We start from the raw sequence: 15,304 nt of genomic DNA, 5'->3' as shown, positions 1-15,304 counted from the left end.
CGCTGCACTGGGATCGTGGGTACAGTTGATCGAGGTAGTTGCAAGGGGCGAGCCAGGTTTGCCGAAGCGGGACCAAAAACGCCGGAAGGTCGTGTTACTCCGCCAGGGAACGTTGCCGCTCGGCTTCGTACAGAGGACGGACAATGGCGAATTCGCCGTCAATTTCACCCACGAGTTTTTCAATGCCGACCGGGCTTTTTTCTTTGGCGCGCTGCTCCAGCTCATCGCAGAGTTCGGCCAGGCGAACCGCGCCCATGTTGCTGCTGCTGCCCTTGAAACTGTGGGCGGCGCTCATGAGCTGGGTGGCGTCTTCAGCTTTGCGCAGCACACGCAAACGCTCTTCGGAGTCGGCGATAAAGGTATCCAGCAACACCGGATACTCGTCCTCCATCACTTCCTGCAACGCGCTCAGCACGTCGCGATCCAGATGTGTGTCAGCCACTTGTTCACTCCTTGATCAAGAATTCGCGGGATTATGCCAGAGCCTCCCAGTAAAACTCCACGCACGCACTACGACCATCGTCGGACCAGCGGGCCTCGCGGCTCAACTGGCGAATCAAACTCACGCCGCGCCCCGACAGGCGCACGCCGTCCAGAGGCCTGTCCATCACCTGCGCCACGTCGAAGCCCTTGCCGCTGTCCTCGACCTGAATCGTCAGACTGCCGCCCTCGCCCTGGGGCGAAACCTGCAAGTTCACGCGCACATAGCCGTCCTGCAACGCGTCCAGCCGTGCATTGCGCTCCTGATAATAGCGCGCAAAACCCGAGGCATCGCGCTTGAGGCTCGAATCCAGGCCCAGCACGCCGTGCTCCAGGGCATTGGAATACAACTCGGCCAACACGCTATACAACGCGCCGCTCTGCGCCCGCAAGCCGTGGACCTCCAGCAGCAATTGCAGCAGGTACGGCAACGGATTGAAGCGTTTGAGGGTCGCGGCGCGGAATTCGAAACTTACTGACCAGTCCAGTGGGCAGGACTGACCGCTGTCGGAATAAACCGGCGCCGGGGGGCTGAGTTGCGCCGCCTCCACCAGGCTGATCTCGACCATGCTGACATCGTCCCGGGCCTCGCCACGGAAGTCGCGCAGGGCCTGCTCGATCTCTTCGAACAACGCGTCAGGCTGTTGATTGGCCGCAAACACGCGTTCCAGCCGCTCGATGCCAAACAACTGATCATTGGCATCGCAGGTATCGATCACCCCGTCGGACAACAGAAACACCCGGTCACCGACCGCCATCGGAAACACCTGGGTGCGGTCGTCGAAGGTCTGCGGGCTCAACACCCCCAGCGGCAAGTGCCGCGCGGTCAGCGGTGTGCGCGTGCCGCTGGCGATGCTGTGCAGATAACCGTCCGGCATCCCGCCATTCCAGACCTCCACCGAACGGCGCTGGAAGCTCAGACACAGCAACGTCGCGCAGCAGAACATGTCCACCGGCAGGATGCGCTTGAGCTTGGAATTCATCTCGCGCAGGGTCTCGGACAAGCCGTAGCCCTTGGCGGTCATGCCGTAGAACACTTCGGCCAGGGGCATCGCGCCGACGGCCGCCGGCAAACCATGCCCGGTGAAATCGCCGAGCAGCACATGCATGTCGCCGGCCGGGGTAAACGCGGCCAGCAGCAGATCGCCGTTAAACAGCGCGTAGGGCGATTGCAGGTAGCGGATATTCGGCGCGCTCAGGCAACCGGAGTGGGCGACCTTGTCGAACACAGCCTTGGCCACCCGCTGCTCGTTGAGCAAATAGTCGTGGTGCCGGGCGATCTGGTCCCGCTGCTCCAGCACCGTGGCTTGCAACCGTCGCAAGCGGTCCATCGCCTTGATCTTGGCGGCGAGGATCACCTGGTTGTAGGGCTTCGCCAGAAAGTCGTCGCCCCCGGCCTCCAGACAACGGGCCAGGGCTTCGCTTTCGGTCAGCGACGTCAGGAAGATGATCGGCACCAGGGTTTCCCCGGCCAGCGCCTTGATCTGCCGCGCCGCCTCGAAACCGTCCATCACCGGCATCATCGCGTCCATCAACACCAGTTGCGGGCGTTGTTGCTCAAACGCCTGGACAGCCTCGGCACCGTTGGCCGCCGTCAATACAGCATGGCCCTGACGGCGGACGATGCTCGACAGCAGCATGCGATCGGCCGCACTGTCTTCGGCGATCAGGATCGTCAGCGATTCGAACGACGACTGCACGGCGATCAAGCCACGTCGAAGATTTGTTCAAAGTTGGAGATCGCAAGAATCTTGCGCACATCGGCGTTGGCGTGGGTCAGCCTGATCTCGGCGTTCTCGCCACCGGCGTGATCGCGCAACAGCAACAACATGCCGAGCGCCGAACTGTCGAGGTACGTGGCGTCGCGCAGATTCACTTCGAAGGATTCGGGTTTTGGCTGAAGATTTTCGTAGGACTCACGAAATTCCTGATGCTTGGCAAAATCGAATCGTCCCTTGATCGAAATCGTCAGCTTTTGCCCATTTTGGGAGACTTCAGTAACGACTGACATTTAACGGCTTCCTTGTCATTGAACAACGTGTGTACAAGGTTTAGCACCTGCCGGGGAAGGCGGCAAGGCGGGAAACAGATCAAAAGATCGCAGCCTTCGGCAGCTCCTGCATTGGCCGAGTCGAAACCCGATTCCGTAGGAGCTGCCGAAGGCTGCGATCTTTTTCATATACAACGCTTAATAAGGATCATGCCGCGGCAACCGCTGGGACAGTTCATCCAGCAACTTCTGTTCACGCCGGTCTTCGAGCTTGCGCGCCTCGTCCATGTAGCGCTGGACCAGTTTGCGCAGGCCTTCGACCCGGGCAAACGCCTGCTGCCAGGATTCACGCGCCTTGTTCAGATTGTTTTGATGCCAGACCAGGCTTTGTCGCTGCTGATCGATGGCCGTGCCCAGTTGCGCCAGAAAGCCCTGATACCCCAGCAACCACTGGCCGGAAACGCCGCTGCTGCCGCGCACGATCCATTGTTCCTGGTAGTCGAGGCGAAAGGCTTCAAGGTCGGCAAGCTTGCTCTCGGCCAAGCGAACCTGGCCCTGAAAGTGGCCGAGGCGCTGGACCGCCGCTTTCTCAGCCTTTTCAGCCATTTCGACCACCGGTGCCAGACGCCCTGCGCGACTCTGGGCCATGACCGGTTAACCGCCGGCCGCAGGAGCGAAAATCGTGCCGAGGTAGGCTTCGCTTTCGCCCAGGCTGATGCTGTCGTTCAACCCCTGGCGCAGGTAACGGACCAATTGCGGTTGCAGGGAAATCGCCAGGTCGGTTTCCCGATCGCCACCGGCCACGTAGGCGCCGACGCTGATCAAGTCGCGACTCTGCTGATAACGCGACCACAACTGCTTGAAATACTGGGCGCGCATCATGTGTTCCGGCGTGACCACCGACGGCATCACTCGGCTGATCGACGCTTCGATGTCGATGGCCGGGTAGTGCCCTTCCTCGGCCAGGCGCCGGGACAACACGATGTGCCCGTCGAGCACCCCTCGCGCGGCGTCGGCAATCGGGTCCTGCTGGTCATCGCCTTCGGACAGCACGGTGTAGAACGCCGTGATCGAACCGCCGCCCTTCTCCGCGTTACCGGCCCGCTCCACCAGTTTTGGCAACTTGGCGAACACCGATGGCGGATAGCCTTTGGTCGCTGGCGGTTCGCCGATGGCCAGGGCGATTTCCCGCTGGGCCTGGGCAAAACGGGTCAGGGAATCCATGAGCAACAGGACATTTTTGCCCTTGTCGCGAAAATACTCTGCGATGCGCGTGCAATACATTGCGGCGCGCAGACGCATCAGCGGCGCATCGTCCGCCGGGGACGCGACCACCACCGAACGCTTGAGCCCTTCTTCACCGAGGATGTGCTCGATGAATTCCTTAACTTCGCGACCCCGCTCACCGATCAGCCCGACGACGATAATGTCGGCCTCGGTGAAGCGGGTCATCATGCCCAACAGCACCGATTTACCGACACCGGTACCGGCGAACAGCCCCAGACGCTGGCCGCGACCGACCGTCAACAAACCGTTGATGCAGCGAATGCCCACATCCAGCGGCTGGCTGATCGGGTCGCGCTTGAGCGGGTTGATCGTCGGGCCGTCCATCGGCACCCAGTCTTCGGCTTTCATCCCGCCCTTGCCGTCGAGCGCGCGACCGGCGCCGTCAAGCACCCGGCCGAGCATGCTCATGCCCATCGGCAACCGACCGGTATCGGCCAGCGGCACCACGCGGGCGCCCGGCGCGATGCCGGCGACGCTGCCGACCGGCATCAGAAAGACTTTGCTGCCGGAGAAGCCCATGACTTCGGCTTCGACCTGCACCGGGTGATAGCTGTCGTCGTTGATGACCATGCAGCGGCTGCCCATGGCGGCGCGCAAGCCTTCGGCTTCGAGGGTCAGGCCGACCATGCGCAGCAGGCGACCTTCCAGGATCGGCGCGCCTTCCAGTTCCGTGGCCTCGGCGTAGCCGCTCAGGCGCTTGGCGAAACTGGTGCGATCAAGGCGCATCGTCTGCGTCCGGGTCTTTGGCGATGGCTGGTTCTGGCTCTGGTTGCGGCTCGACCGCAGGCTTGGCCTCGACCGGCAATTCCAGGCTCAAGTCCGGCGCTGGCGGGTGCAAGGCTTGTTCGTGCAACTGATCGAAGAGCTTGTCCATGACCCGCGCCACGCGGGTTTCGACGGTGGCATCAATCCGGCTGTGCTCGGTTTCTACCCGGCAACCGCCAGGCAACAGTGCCTCGTCCTCGACGATACGCCAGGTTTCTTCATGGCGCTCGCGCAGGGCTTTGACCTGTTCGAAATCCTGCGGATTGATGTACAGCCGCACATTGCCCACGCCCAGCGGCAACAGCTTGAGCGCTTCGCGCATGACGCTTTCGATTTGCGACGAATCGATGGCCAGTTCGCGCTGGATCACCTGTTTGGTGATGTGTTGCACGAGATCGACCAGGGACTTTTCGATTTGCGAATCTTGCTCGGCGATGGGCTCGAACAAGTGGCCCATCAACTGTTCCAGGCTCGCGATCTTGGCGGTCAGGGCCACTTCGGCTTCCTGACGAACCTTGAGTGTGGTGCTGTGGAAACCTTCTTTCTCGCCGGTGGCGAAGCCCTCGTTGTAGGCCTCCTGGCGGATGCTTTCGAGTTCTTCGAGGGTCAGTGGCTGGACTTCGTCCAGCGGCACTTCTTCCATTTCCGGCGGTTCGGGCTCCGGTTCCGGCTCGGGTTCGGGCACATGCGGGTCGAAGCTGGGCAACGACCACACATCAAAACCACTGACCCCTTTGCCACGGATCAGGTCGGTGTTGGACTCATCATGTTTGGACGACATAGTGACCTTAGATCATCTCTTCGCCGCCCTTCCCGCCGAGAACGATTTCTCCGGCTTCGGCCATACGGCGGGCAATGGTGAGGATTTCTTTCTGTGCGGTTTCCACGTCGCTGACACGCACCGGGCCTTTGGCCTCGAGGTCGTCGCGCAACAGTTCGGCCGCTCGTTTGGACATGTTCTTGAAGATCTTCTCTTTGACGCCTTCGTCCGAACCCTTGAGGGCCAGCACCAGCACGTCGGAGGACACTTCGCGCAGCAAGGCCTGAATCCCGCGGTCGTCGACATCGGACAGGTTGTTGAACACGAACATGAGGTCTTCGATCTGACCGGACAGGTCTTCGTCGACTTCGCGGATCGAGTCCATCAACTGGCCTTCGATCGAGCTGTCGAGGAAGTTCATGATGTCGGCCGCACGCTTGATGCCACCCAGGGTGGTGCGCGAAGCGTTCGAGTTGCCGGAGAACTGCTTCTCGAGAATCTGGTTGAGTTCTTTCAGGGCCGCAGGCTGCACGGTGTTCAGCGAGGAGACCCGCAGAATGATGTCCAGACGCACCTTGTGGTCGAAGTTGCCGAGCACTTCACCGGCCTGGTCCGGGTCGAGATACGCCACGACGATCGCCTGGATCTGCGGGTGCTCGAAACGGATCACGTCGGCGACGGCGCGCGGTTCCATCCACTTGAGGCTGTCGAGGCCGCTGGTGTTGCCGCCCAGCAGGATGCGATCGATCAGGCCGTTGGCCTTGTCTTCGCCCAATGCCTGGGTGAGCATTTTGCGCACGTAGTCGTCGGAACCGACGCCCAGGCTGGTCTGGTCGCCGACGATGTCGACAAACTCGCTCATGACCTGCTCGACCTGCTCGCGGTGCACGTTGCCCATTTGCGCCATGGCCACACCCACACGCTGGACCTCTTTGGGCCCCATGTGGCGCAGTACTTGGGCGGCATCGGTCGAACCCAGGGACAGCAGCAGAATCGCGGCTTTATCGACCCGGGACAGTTTGGCGACAGCGGCTCGGTTATCACTCATCTGCGTTAATCCACTCTTTCACGACCTGGGCCACGCGACCCGGGTCTTCTGCCACCAAACTTTTGATTGCATTCAACTGTGCGTCATAGCCTTCGCTCGGGCTCGGCAACAGGATGCTTTGCGGGCCGCCGAGGCTGACGCGGTCGTTGGCCAGGTCGCCGTCCAGGCCGCCCATGCCACCCAACTCGACGTCGCTGCCCAAGCCGGCAAGCTGTTTGCCTTTGCCGCCACCGGTGATGTTGTTGAGCACCGGACGCAGCACGCCGAACACCAGCACCAGGATGAACAACACACCCAGCACTTGCTTGACGATGTCCCAGAACCAAGGCTGGGAGTAGAACGGAATATCGGCAATCACTTCACCGCGTTCGGCGGAGAACGGCATGTTGATCACGCTGACGCTGTCGCCACGGCTGGCGTCGAAACCGACGGCGTCCTGAACCAGGCGAGTGAAGCGCGCCAATTCGTCGGCGCTCCACGGTGCGCGAGTGGTTTCACCGTTGGCCGCATTGATCTTGACCTGGTCATCCACCACCACCGACACCGACAGGCGATTCAAACGACCCTGTTGCTGTTTGGTGTGACTGATGGAGCGATCAAGCTCGAAGTTCTTGGTGGATTGTTGACGCTTGTCCGCCGGGTACGGTGCCAGCATCGGCTGGCCGGTGGCCGGGTCCATGATTTGCTGACCGTTGGCATCGAGCAACGGCTGACCTGGCTGCACCATGCCGGCCGACGCAGTAGCGCCACCAGTGGTTTGCGGCGCCGAGGCCGGCGACGGTGGCTGGTTGCTCAGGGCACCCGGCACACCTTGCGGGCCATTGCTGGCGGTACGTTGTTCGTTGACCGACTGCTCGCTGCGCAACGCCGGTTGATCCGGGTTGAACTGCTCGGAGGTCGATTCGACGGCGCTGAAGTCCACGTCGGCCGAGACTTCGGCTTTATAGCGGTCGTTGCCCAGCACCGGTTGCAGGATGTTGTGCACACGCTGGGTCAGCATGCTTTCCATGCGACGGCTGTAATCGAACTGCTTGCCGGCCATGGTCAGTTCGGAGTTTTCCGCCTGGTCGGACAGCAGGTTGCCCTTCTGGTCGACGACGGTGATTTGCGACTTGCTCAGTTCGGGAACGCTGGTGGCCACCAGGTTGATGATCGCCAATACCTGGCCAGGCTCCAGGGAGCGGCCGGAATACAGTTCAACCAGAATCGATGCACTTGGCTTGCGCTCATCGCGCACAAATACCGAGCTTTTCGGAATCGCCAGGTGCACGCGGGCACCCTTGACGTTGTTCAGGCTGGAGATGGTGCGCGCCAATTCGCCTTCGAGGCCGCGACGGTAACGGGTCGCTTCCATGAACTGGCTGGTCCCCAACCCCTGGTCCTTGTCGAGGATTTCAAAACCGATGTTGCCGTCGCTGGGAGTGACACCAGCGGCCGCGAGCTTGAGCCGCGCGCGCGACACATCATCGGCCTTGACCAGCAAGGCACCGGAGTTGGGTTCAACGGTGTAAGGGATGTCAGCGGCGGCCAGGGTTTCCATGACCTGCTTGGCGTCCATACCGGCAAGGCTGCCGTACAGAGGCCGGTAATCCGGCTGCTGCGACCACAACACCACGGCAAAGCCAATCGCCACACTGGCAGCCAGGCCGACCAACAGGCCCACCTGACGCAACATGGTCATCTCGGAGAGGTTTTCCAGGAAGGACAACCCGAACAGCGGCGGTTTGCCGTCTATCGGAGTGGCCTTGGCCGGGACATTATCGGCGACTGCTTCTGCCATGACTCAATCTCGTCCTTAAACCGGCATCTGCATGATGTCTTGGTAAGCCTGAACCAGTTTGTTACGCACCTGGGTCAACGCCTGGAAAGACACGCTGGCCTTCTGCGAGGAAATCATCACATCCGTCAGATCAACGCCGCTCTTGCCAATTTCAAAGGCACTGGACAGCTGATTCGACGCCTGTTGGGTGTCGTTCACTTTATTGACGGCCTGACCGAGCATGTCAGCAAAGCTGCTACCGCCCAATTCAGGGACTGCGGCAGTCGATTTCGGCGCAGACATGGCATCCATTTGCATGGAGCGCATATCCAACATCAATCGATTAAATTCAATACCTTGGCTCATGGACTACTCTCTCTGGCGACCCGCAATTTTTTGACACTCACTCGGCGGGTAATGAGGTGTTAGCAACAAGGGTGCCAGCTCCGTGGCCTTGCTTCACAAAAGCCGCTCCGGGCCATGTTTTACTGCAAACCCAGTGTGGGAGCGGGCTTGCTCGCGAAGGCGGTGTGACAGGTACATAAATGCTGTCTGACACGACCTCTTCGCGAGCAAGCGCGCTCCCACATTTGTTTGCGTCAACTTTCAGGTGGCGAACAGATACGCTTCCACATCCATGCCGGCGTCGCGCATCTGCGCCAGTTTGTAGCGCAAGGTGCGCGGGCTGATGCCCAGGCGCTCGGCGGCCTCTTTGCGACGGCCGCGCTCGGAGCGCAAGGTGTCGATGATCATCTGGAATTCGTGACGGCGCAGGTCATCACCCAAGGCGTTGGCCGATTCGGCCTCAACCTCCACCGCCCGCACCGGCGTCAATGCAGGTAACGGTGCACAGGCAACCGGCCCGGACAGGCAAAAATCCTGGGGTTGGATCAAACCGCCCTGCTGCAGAATCAATGCACGCTGAATCGCGTTATCGAGCTCGCGCACATTGCCCGGCCACGGATAAGCGATCAGACAGGCCTGCGCCTCGGGGGACAGTCTGGCTGCGGCATGCTTCATTTTATTGACGTGCTTGGCCAAAAGACGCTCGGCCAGCGGCAGGATGTCGGCGGTGCGCTCACGCAACGGACGCCAGGCCAGCGGAAAAACCGACAGCCGATAGTAAAGGTCTTCACGAAACCGCCCCGCCGCCACTTCCCCGGCCAGATCACGGTTGGTGGTCGCCACCACCCGAATGTCGAGGCTGATCGGTTTACGCGCGCCTACGCGCTCGACTTCGCGCTCCTGCAACACACGCAGCAACTTGGCTTGCAGGCCCATGGGCATTTCGGAAATTTCGTCGAGCAGGATGGTCCCGCCGTCGGCCTGTTCAAACTTGCCGGCCTGGGCCGCGATGGCGCCAGTGAACGAGCCTTTCTCATGGCCGAACAGCGTGGCTTCCAGCATGTTGTCAGGGATCGCCGCGCAGTTGATCGCAATGAACGGCTGACTGGCGCGATGGGAATGCTGATGAATGTAACGCGCCAGCACTTCCTTGCCGGTGCCCGACTCGCCGGAAATCAACACCGTGGAATCGCTGCGCGCCACTCGCGCGGCCAGTTCGAGCAATTGCGCACTGGCCGGCTCGAAGGCAATCGGCCCCTCGTTGTCGGTCGCACCGAGACTGCCCAATGCGTGACGCGCCACCAGATCGAGCAAAGCCTTCGGCTCGAACGGCTTGACCAGATAGTCCGCCGCGCCTTGGCGCATGGCATCGACCGCCCGCTCCACCGCGCCATGAGCTGTCATCAGCAACACCGGCAATTGTGGCTGCCGCGCCCGGAGCAATCCGAGCAACTGATGACCATCCATGCCCGGCATGTTGACATCACTGACCACCAGGCTGAACGACTCACCACCGACCGCCGCCAACGCTTCTTCCGCCGAACCGACGGCCTTGTAATCGTGTCCCGCGAGCAGCAGCGTATCGGCCAGCGCTTCGCGTAACGCGCGGTCATCCTCGACCAGTAAAACCTTGATTGCCATGCCTCTCACTCCGCATCCGATGCGCTGGAAAACAACGGCAGGGACACCAGCGCACAGGTGCCGCGACCGAGCCGCGAGCGCAACTGCAATTCTCCCTGATGCGCACGGGCCACTGCCTTGACCACGGTCAGGCCCAGGCCAGTGCCGGTGGTCTTGGTGGTGAAAAACGGCTCACCCAGACGCGCCAGTACGGCCTCTTCGATGCCGCTGCCGCTGTCGCTCACGCACAGGCGCAGGTTGTTGCCACGGTTGTAGAGGTGAACCTTCAGGCGAACCGCGCCGCCGCTGGCCTGAATCGCGTTCTCGATCAGGTTCAGAATCGCCCCGACCAGGGTGTCGCGATTGCACAGCAACTCCCCGGAATGACTGTCGCACTGCCAACGGATCGGCAGTTCCTGAACATGGGTCAGCGCCGCCGCTTGCAGCGATTGCATCAGCTCACTGGGGGTCATGCGATTGGTCAGCGGCAACTCGCCGCGCGCAAACACCAGCATGTCGCGCACTTGGTGCTCCAATTCGTGCAGACGCTCTTTCAAACGACCGGCAAAGCGCTGCTGGGTCGCTACCGGCAGCTCCTGCTCAGTCAAATGACTGGCGTACAGCAACGCGGCGGACAGTGGCGTGCGGATCTGATGGGCCAGGGATGCCACCATGCGCCCCAGGGACGACAGGCGTTCATGACGGGCCAGTTGATCTTGCAGGTGACGGGTTTCGGTCAGGTCGTTGAGCAAGACCAATTGACCGGGCTCGGCATCCAGCGAGCGAGTGGCGATCGACAGGCGCCGACCGTCCTTGAGGGAAATTTCGTGACCGTCATCTTCACGGGGGGCAAAGCAGCGGGCAATCACCTGGCGCCACAGTTCGCCTTCGAGAGGCAGACCGAGCAACTCGCAGGCCGCCGGATTGGCTTCGCGCACCATGCCCTGGGCGTCGATGACGATGACGCCGCCGGGTAACAGATCAAGGAGGTTTTGCAGGCGGTTGGCCAGGCGTTCTTTTTCCGCCAGTTCCTGCATGCGCTGAGCGCTGACAACGGCCAGCTCGCCCTTGAGCTCGGTGACCCGGGCTTCGAGCATGCTGTAGGAGTCAGTCAATTGGCTCGACATCTGGTTGAACAGGGCAAACGCCTGCTCGAGGCCAAGCCGGCTTGCCTGCTCTACGGACGACGGTTGCCCCGAAGCGTCAGGGACAGGAGACATCTGGGCGGCTTGGGGCATCGTGCTCTCTCGCTTGGCTGACCGTCAGTGAAACGGAACGTTGCAAGAGATGTAGCAATACCCGTGCCTAAAAAAAAACCCTTATAAATGAAGCCCTTGAAAAACAGGCGTCAATCATCCGCCTGTTCATCACCGTCACGACGACTCATGCCGTACTTGCGCATCTTCTCCACCAGGGTGGTGCGACGAATACGCAGACGTTCGGCGGCACGGGCAACGATGCCATTGGCATCATCCAGCGCCTGCTGAATCAGCCCCTGCTCCAGACCACCGAGGTAGTCCTTCAGGTCCAGGCCTTCCGGCGGCAGCAGTGCGTTGGCGGAGAAGTCCGGGGTATGCCCGTTGATGGCCACCCGCTCTTCAAGATCGCTGCGCAGGCTGTCAACCAGTTGCTCGTCTTCATCATCGACGTAGCGGAATTTCTTCGGCAACTCGACCACGCCGATCACCCCGTACGGGTGCATGATCGCCATGCGCTCCACCAGGTTGGCCAGCTCGCGGACGTTGCCCGGCCAGCCGTGACGGCACAGCGACATGATCGCGGCCGAGTTGAAACGGATCGAACCCCGCTTTTCGTGCTCCATGCGCGAGATCAACTCGTTCATCAGCAACGGGATGTCTTCGACACGCTCGCGCAGCGGCGCCATCTCGATCGGGAACACGTTCAGGCGATAGTAGAGGTCTTCGCGGAAAGTGCCGATCTCGATCATGCTTTCGAGATTCTTGTGGGTCGCGGCAATGATGCGCACATCGACGCTTTGGGTCTTGTTGCTGCCCACGCGCTCGAAAGTGCGTTCCTGCAGGACGCGCAGCAGCTTGACCTGCATCGGCAGCGGCATATCGCCGATTTCATCGAGGAACAGCGTGCCGCCGTTGGCCAGTTCGAAACGCCCGGCACGACTGGTGATCGCCCCGGTGAACGCTCCTTTTTCGTGGCCGAACAGTTCACTTTCCAGCAACTCGGCCGGGATCGCCCCGCAGTTGACCGGAACGAACGGCGCATCACGACGCTTGGAGTGGTAGTGCAGGTTACGCGCGACCACTTCCTTGCCGGTGCCGGACTCGCCGAGGATCAGCACGCTGGCGTCGGTATCCGCCACTTGCTGCATCATCTGGCGCACGTGCTGAATCGCCCGGCTGGTGCCGACGAGGCTGCGGAACAGATTGGGTTCACGGTGACGGCCGCGCTCGCGGGCCTGGTCGTACATCTCGCGATAGACCTGGGCACGGTGCAGGGAGTCGAGCAATTTGCTGTAGCTGGGCGGCATTTCGAGGGTTGAAAGCACTCGACGACGCTGGTCGTCCGGCAGGTCAACGGAAGAATTATCGCCCATTAACAAAACCGGAAGGAACTCATCCCAGGTTGAGAGTGTCTTTAGCAAGCCTAAAAGCGCGCCAGGAGCATTGACCGTCCCGACCAACACGCAAATGACTTCACGACTTGATGCCAAAGAGCCGACCGCCTGCTGCCAGTCATGGCTGCCGCAGGGTAAATTTTCTTCGCCGAGAAAATTTAAAATCACCGCCAAATCGCGGCGACGGACGCTATCGTCATCAATCAGCAGAATTTTGGTTTCACGCCACATGCAATAGCAACTTCCCTAGTCAACTCAATGCCCGAAATGAGGGGGCAAGCTAGACGCTTGCAGACATGTTATGCCTGTAGACGCCTGAAATCTGGAACCAGCCACTAGTTAAGTCAAAAAACCGTGCACAGTCAAATTTATGGCGCACTATGTTTGGATTAACCGGGGATTAACCAAACAGATGGTAAACCTTTGCGGCGTTCTGTGCTTGATGGATCTGAGACATCTCGTCGACTATCGCTTGTCTCTCGCCCATCGCCACCTCAAGAAGCTGCTTGTAAACCCCCAGCAACTCCTCAAGATTGTCACGCAACGCCGCCTCGTCCAACGAAGCCTCACTCAAGACATCTTCCATGCAGGAACGGCAATCCAGGTCCAGTTGACCGATTGCCTCCCAGTTGCGCTCGGCCAGTGCCCCGACCAACGCCTCACGGGTTTGTTCGATTCGCTGCAATACAAGACTCATGGTGATCTCCTTAGAACTGAGGGCCTGGCGCGGCAATGGCATCCCAGCCTTCTTTGACCGTACGAAGCAAACCAGCGACTTCGTCGAGAATCCGCGGATCACTCTTGATGTTCGCCTCAGCGAGACGCTTCATCATGTAAGCGTAGAGACGATCAAGCTCACCAACGGTTTCAGCAGCCTTTTCAAGATCAAGGCCTTCACGCAAACCGCCGATAATCCCGATTGCCTTGCCGATCGACGTTCCTTTACCCGGAATGTCCTTGCGCTCCATGGCGCCTTTGGCCTGGGCGATGCGATCCAGGCCACCTTCCATCAGCATTTGCACCAGACGGTGCGGGCTGGCCTCGGACGTCTGGGCTTGCGCCCCCACCTTCTGGTATTGCCGAAGGGCTAACATCGGATTCATGTTTTACCTCTTTGCCACTCAATGACTCGTATGACCAGTGTATCGCCTGCGAGCCTGAAAACTTTAGACCAGAAGACAAAAACCCGGCGCACGCCGAAAAGCGGAGCCGGGTTTTTGTCGCCAGCCCATGACTACTTGGCGGACTGCTGAGCGTTCAAGGACGCAAAGAAGCCGGTGATGTTGCTGGCGGTGGCCTTCATCTGGCCGACCAACAGGTCCATCGCGTTGTACTTGGCGGTCAGGGACGCCGTCAGGTTGGTCACCCGCAGGTCCAGCGCCGTCTGCTGAGTGCTCAGATCCTTCTGGACCTTGCTCAGGCTGGTGTTGCGCTGATCGAGGATGCCACCGGTCTGGGAATAAGGGGTGATCGCGGCAGACATGCGCGCTAGCAGACCATTCTTGGTATCAGTCCCCGTAAACAGGTTCTGTACCGAGCTGCTCATCCCCGGGGTCGCCATGGCCTTGGCATACTTCGTCGCATCAATGGTCAGTGCACCGGTCTTCTGATCGGTCTGAACACCCAACTGCGACAGCACCGACAGTTGACCGCCCGCACCCGGAGCCACCAGTTCATTGCGCACGGCAGTGATCAGGTTGCGCGGCAGGGAATCACCCGTCATCGCCGCCGAGATGGTCGGGTTGCCGTCCTCATCCAGGCTTGGCTTGGTCAGCGTGGTCAGGGTATTGATCACGGTGTTGTAGGCATCAACGAACGACTGCAGTGAGGTTTTCAGGCCGTCTGAGTTGGTGCCGACGGTGACCGTAACCGGCGACGTATTGGCCGCGACCAGGGTCATGTTGAGACCACCAACCGCCTGGCTGATCGTGTTGCTTTTGCTGGTGACGGTCAAACCATCGATCGTGACTTTTGCATCCGTCGCCAAACCACCGATGTTGCCAGAGGCCCCGGCCGCTGGAGTGCTGCCCAGGCTATTGGTCCCATCGATTTCCAGGCCGGCAATACCGCTGACGCTCAGATCCGAGCCCGCGCCCGTCACCGTGGAACCAATCACCAGTCGCGAACCATTGGAGTCGGTCACGATGTTGGCGGTGATGCCTTTGCCTTGCAGCGTGGTGTTGATCGCGTCACGAGTGGTCTGCAGGGTTGCGCCCGCAGCAATGGTCACCGGGTAATCAATACCATTTTGACTGATTTTCAATGTACCAGTCGGAATGGAACTGGTAGGGCCGCCGGCAAACGCCGCACTGGCCACTTTCGAACCGGTTGCCAGGTTGTTCACGACAACGCTGTAGCTACCGTTCACCGCCGTGTTATCCGAGGTGACGGTCAATGTCGTCGGCGCGCTTGAAGTCGCGGTAAAACCCGAAAACGACGGCGCATCACGCTTGCCGAGGTTGGTCATGGCAGTCTGGAACGCGGCCAGGGCCGATTTCAACGAACCGGTAGCAGAAATCTTGGCCGTGTTGATAGTCGTCTGATTGGTGATCAGCGTCTGCTTGGCCGATTTGTCGGAGTTGACCAGCGCGGTCACGATCGCACCGATGTCGAGACCGGACCCTAGACCCGAACCCGGTAGAATTGGACTTGCCATG

Annotated in this window: 15 protein-coding genes; all 15 read right to left on the bottom strand. The window is 60.5% G+C overall.

The annotated features are described in order from the left end of the window. Positions 1-94: 94 nt before the first annotated feature. Entirely contained in the window at positions 95-442 is a 348-nt protein-coding gene (locus V5E99_RS05705) for an Hpt domain-containing protein (RefSeq protein WP_499801554.1), read from the bottom strand. A gap of 31 nt (positions 443-473) precedes the next feature. Next, positions 474-2,180, bottom strand: a complete 1,707-nt coding sequence (locus V5E99_RS05700; RefSeq protein WP_499801553.1) for an ATP-binding SpoIIE family protein phosphatase — start codon at positions 2,178-2,180, stop codon at positions 474-476. A gap of 5 nt (positions 2,181-2,185) precedes the next feature. Continuing rightward, the gene (locus V5E99_RS05695) at positions 2,186-2,491 is read right to left on the bottom strand and encodes an STAS domain-containing protein (protein ID WP_499801552.1); all 306 of its coding nucleotides are present in this window, start codon (positions 2,489-2,491) and stop codon (positions 2,186-2,188) included. 177 nt (positions 2,492-2,668) lie between these two features. After that, positions 2,669-3,118, bottom strand: a complete 450-nt coding sequence (gene fliJ, locus V5E99_RS05690; RefSeq protein WP_499801551.1) for a flagellar export protein FliJ — start codon at positions 3,116-3,118, stop codon at positions 2,669-2,671. A gap of 6 nt (positions 3,119-3,124) precedes the next feature. Then, positions 3,125-4,483 (bottom strand): flagellar protein export ATPase FliI, encoded by a 1,359-nt coding sequence (gene fliI / locus V5E99_RS05685; RefSeq protein ID WP_499801550.1) that lies wholly within the window; start codon positions 4,481-4,483, stop codon positions 3,125-3,127. Then, positions 4,473-5,303 carry a flagellar assembly protein FliH gene (fliH, locus tag V5E99_RS05680; protein WP_499801549.1) on the bottom strand — a complete coding sequence of 277 codons (831 nt, stop codon included), beginning with the start codon at positions 5,301-5,303 and terminating at the stop codon, positions 4,473-4,475. The genes fliI and fliH overlap by 11 nt, the downstream gene beginning before the upstream one ends. A gap of 7 nt (positions 5,304-5,310) precedes the next feature. Further along, positions 5,311-6,330, bottom strand: a complete 1,020-nt coding sequence (gene fliG / locus V5E99_RS05675; RefSeq protein ID WP_092271459.1) for a flagellar motor switch protein FliG — start codon at positions 6,328-6,330, stop codon at positions 5,311-5,313. Continuing rightward, positions 6,323-8,110 (bottom strand): flagellar basal-body MS-ring/collar protein FliF, encoded by a 1,788-nt coding sequence (gene fliF / locus V5E99_RS05670; protein WP_499801548.1) that lies wholly within the window; start codon positions 8,108-8,110, stop codon positions 6,323-6,325. The genes fliG and fliF overlap by 8 nt, the downstream gene beginning before the upstream one ends. A 15-nt stretch (positions 8,111-8,125) precedes the next feature. Next, positions 8,126-8,455, bottom strand: coding sequence for a flagellar hook-basal body complex protein FliE (fliE, locus tag V5E99_RS05665; RefSeq protein ID WP_054049322.1), 330 nt, complete (start codon positions 8,453-8,455; stop codon positions 8,126-8,128). 240 nt (positions 8,456-8,695) lie between these two features. Continuing rightward, the gene (locus V5E99_RS05660) at positions 8,696-10,075 is read right to left on the bottom strand and encodes a sigma-54-dependent transcriptional regulator (RefSeq protein WP_499801547.1); all 1,380 of its coding nucleotides are present in this window, start codon (positions 10,073-10,075) and stop codon (positions 8,696-8,698) included. A 5-nt stretch (positions 10,076-10,080) separates the two neighbouring features. Then, positions 10,081-11,292 (bottom strand): sensor histidine kinase, encoded by a 1,212-nt coding sequence (locus tag V5E99_RS05655; protein ID WP_499801546.1) that lies wholly within the window; start codon positions 11,290-11,292, stop codon positions 10,081-10,083. Positions 11,293-11,402: 110 nt separating this feature from the next. Further along, positions 11,403-12,878: a sigma-54 dependent transcriptional regulator gene (locus tag V5E99_RS05650; protein ID WP_499801545.1), complete on the bottom strand. Its 1,476-nt coding sequence runs from the start codon at positions 12,876-12,878 to the stop codon at positions 11,403-11,405. A gap of 169 nt (positions 12,879-13,047) precedes the next feature. Next, a complete protein-coding gene (gene fliT / locus V5E99_RS05645; RefSeq protein ID WP_499801544.1) occupies positions 13,048-13,344 on the bottom strand; it encodes a flagellar protein FliT in 297 nt (98 codons plus the stop codon). A gap of 10 nt (positions 13,345-13,354) precedes the next feature. Continuing rightward, entirely contained in the window at positions 13,355-13,750 is a 396-nt protein-coding gene (gene fliS / locus V5E99_RS05640; protein ID WP_499801543.1) for a flagellar export chaperone FliS, read from the bottom strand. A 131-nt stretch (positions 13,751-13,881) separates the two neighbouring features. After that, on the bottom strand, positions 13,882-15,303 hold the full coding sequence (gene fliD / locus V5E99_RS05635; RefSeq protein WP_499801542.1) for a flagellar filament capping protein FliD: 1,422 nt from the start codon (positions 15,301-15,303) through the stop codon (positions 13,882-13,884). Between the last annotated feature and the right edge of the window lies 1 nt (position 15,304).

Source organism: Janthinobacterium sp. LPB2021202312-11-4, assembly GCF_037049705.1.
Lineage (GTDB): Bacteria > Pseudomonadota > Gammaproteobacteria > Pseudomonadales > Pseudomonadaceae > Aquipseudomonas.
The sequence above is the reverse complement of the archived record's forward strand: the minus strand, read 5'-3'. Positions and strand labels throughout refer to the sequence as shown.

Coding starts and splice junctions, on each gene's coding strand:
- V5E99_RS05695 (WP_499801552.1), bottom strand. CDS start 2,491: ATGTCAGTCGTTACTGAAGTCTCCCAAAATGGGCAAAAGCTGACGATT.
- fliJ (WP_499801551.1), bottom strand. CDS start 3,118: ATGGCCCAGAGTCGCGCAGGGCGTCTGGCACCGGTGGTCGAAATGGCT.
- fliI (WP_499801550.1), bottom strand. CDS start 4,483: ATGCGCCTTGATCGCACCAGTTTCGCCAAGCGCCTGAGCGGCTACGCC.
- fliH (WP_499801549.1), bottom strand. CDS start 5,303: ATGTCGTCCAAACATGATGAGTCCAACACCGACCTGATCCGTGGCAAA.
- fliG (WP_092271459.1), bottom strand. CDS start 6,330: ATGAGTGATAACCGAGCCGCTGTCGCCAAACTGTCCCGGGTCGATAAA.
- fliF (WP_499801548.1), bottom strand. CDS start 8,110: ATGGCAGAAGCAGTCGCCGATAATGTCCCGGCCAAGGCCACTCCGATA.
- fliE (WP_054049322.1), bottom strand. CDS start 8,455: ATGAGCCAAGGTATTGAATTTAATCGATTGATGTTGGATATGCGCTCC.
- V5E99_RS05660 (WP_499801547.1), bottom strand. CDS start 10,075: ATGGCAATCAAGGTTTTACTGGTCGAGGATGACCGCGCGTTACGCGAA.
- V5E99_RS05655 (WP_499801546.1), bottom strand. CDS start 11,292: ATGCCCCAAGCCGCCCAGATGTCTCCTGTCCCTGACGCTTCGGGGCAA.
- V5E99_RS05650 (WP_499801545.1), bottom strand. CDS start 12,878: ATGTGGCGTGAAACCAAAATTCTGCTGATTGATGACGATAGCGTCCGT.
- fliT (WP_499801544.1), bottom strand. CDS start 13,344: ATGAGTCTTGTATTGCAGCGAATCGAACAAACCCGTGAGGCGTTGGTC.
- fliS (WP_499801543.1), bottom strand. CDS start 13,750: ATGAATCCGATGTTAGCCCTTCGGCAATACCAGAAGGTGGGGGCGCAA.
- fliD (WP_499801542.1), bottom strand. CDS start 15,303: ATGGCAAGTCCAATTCTACCGGGTTCGGGTCTAGGGTCCGGTCTCGAC.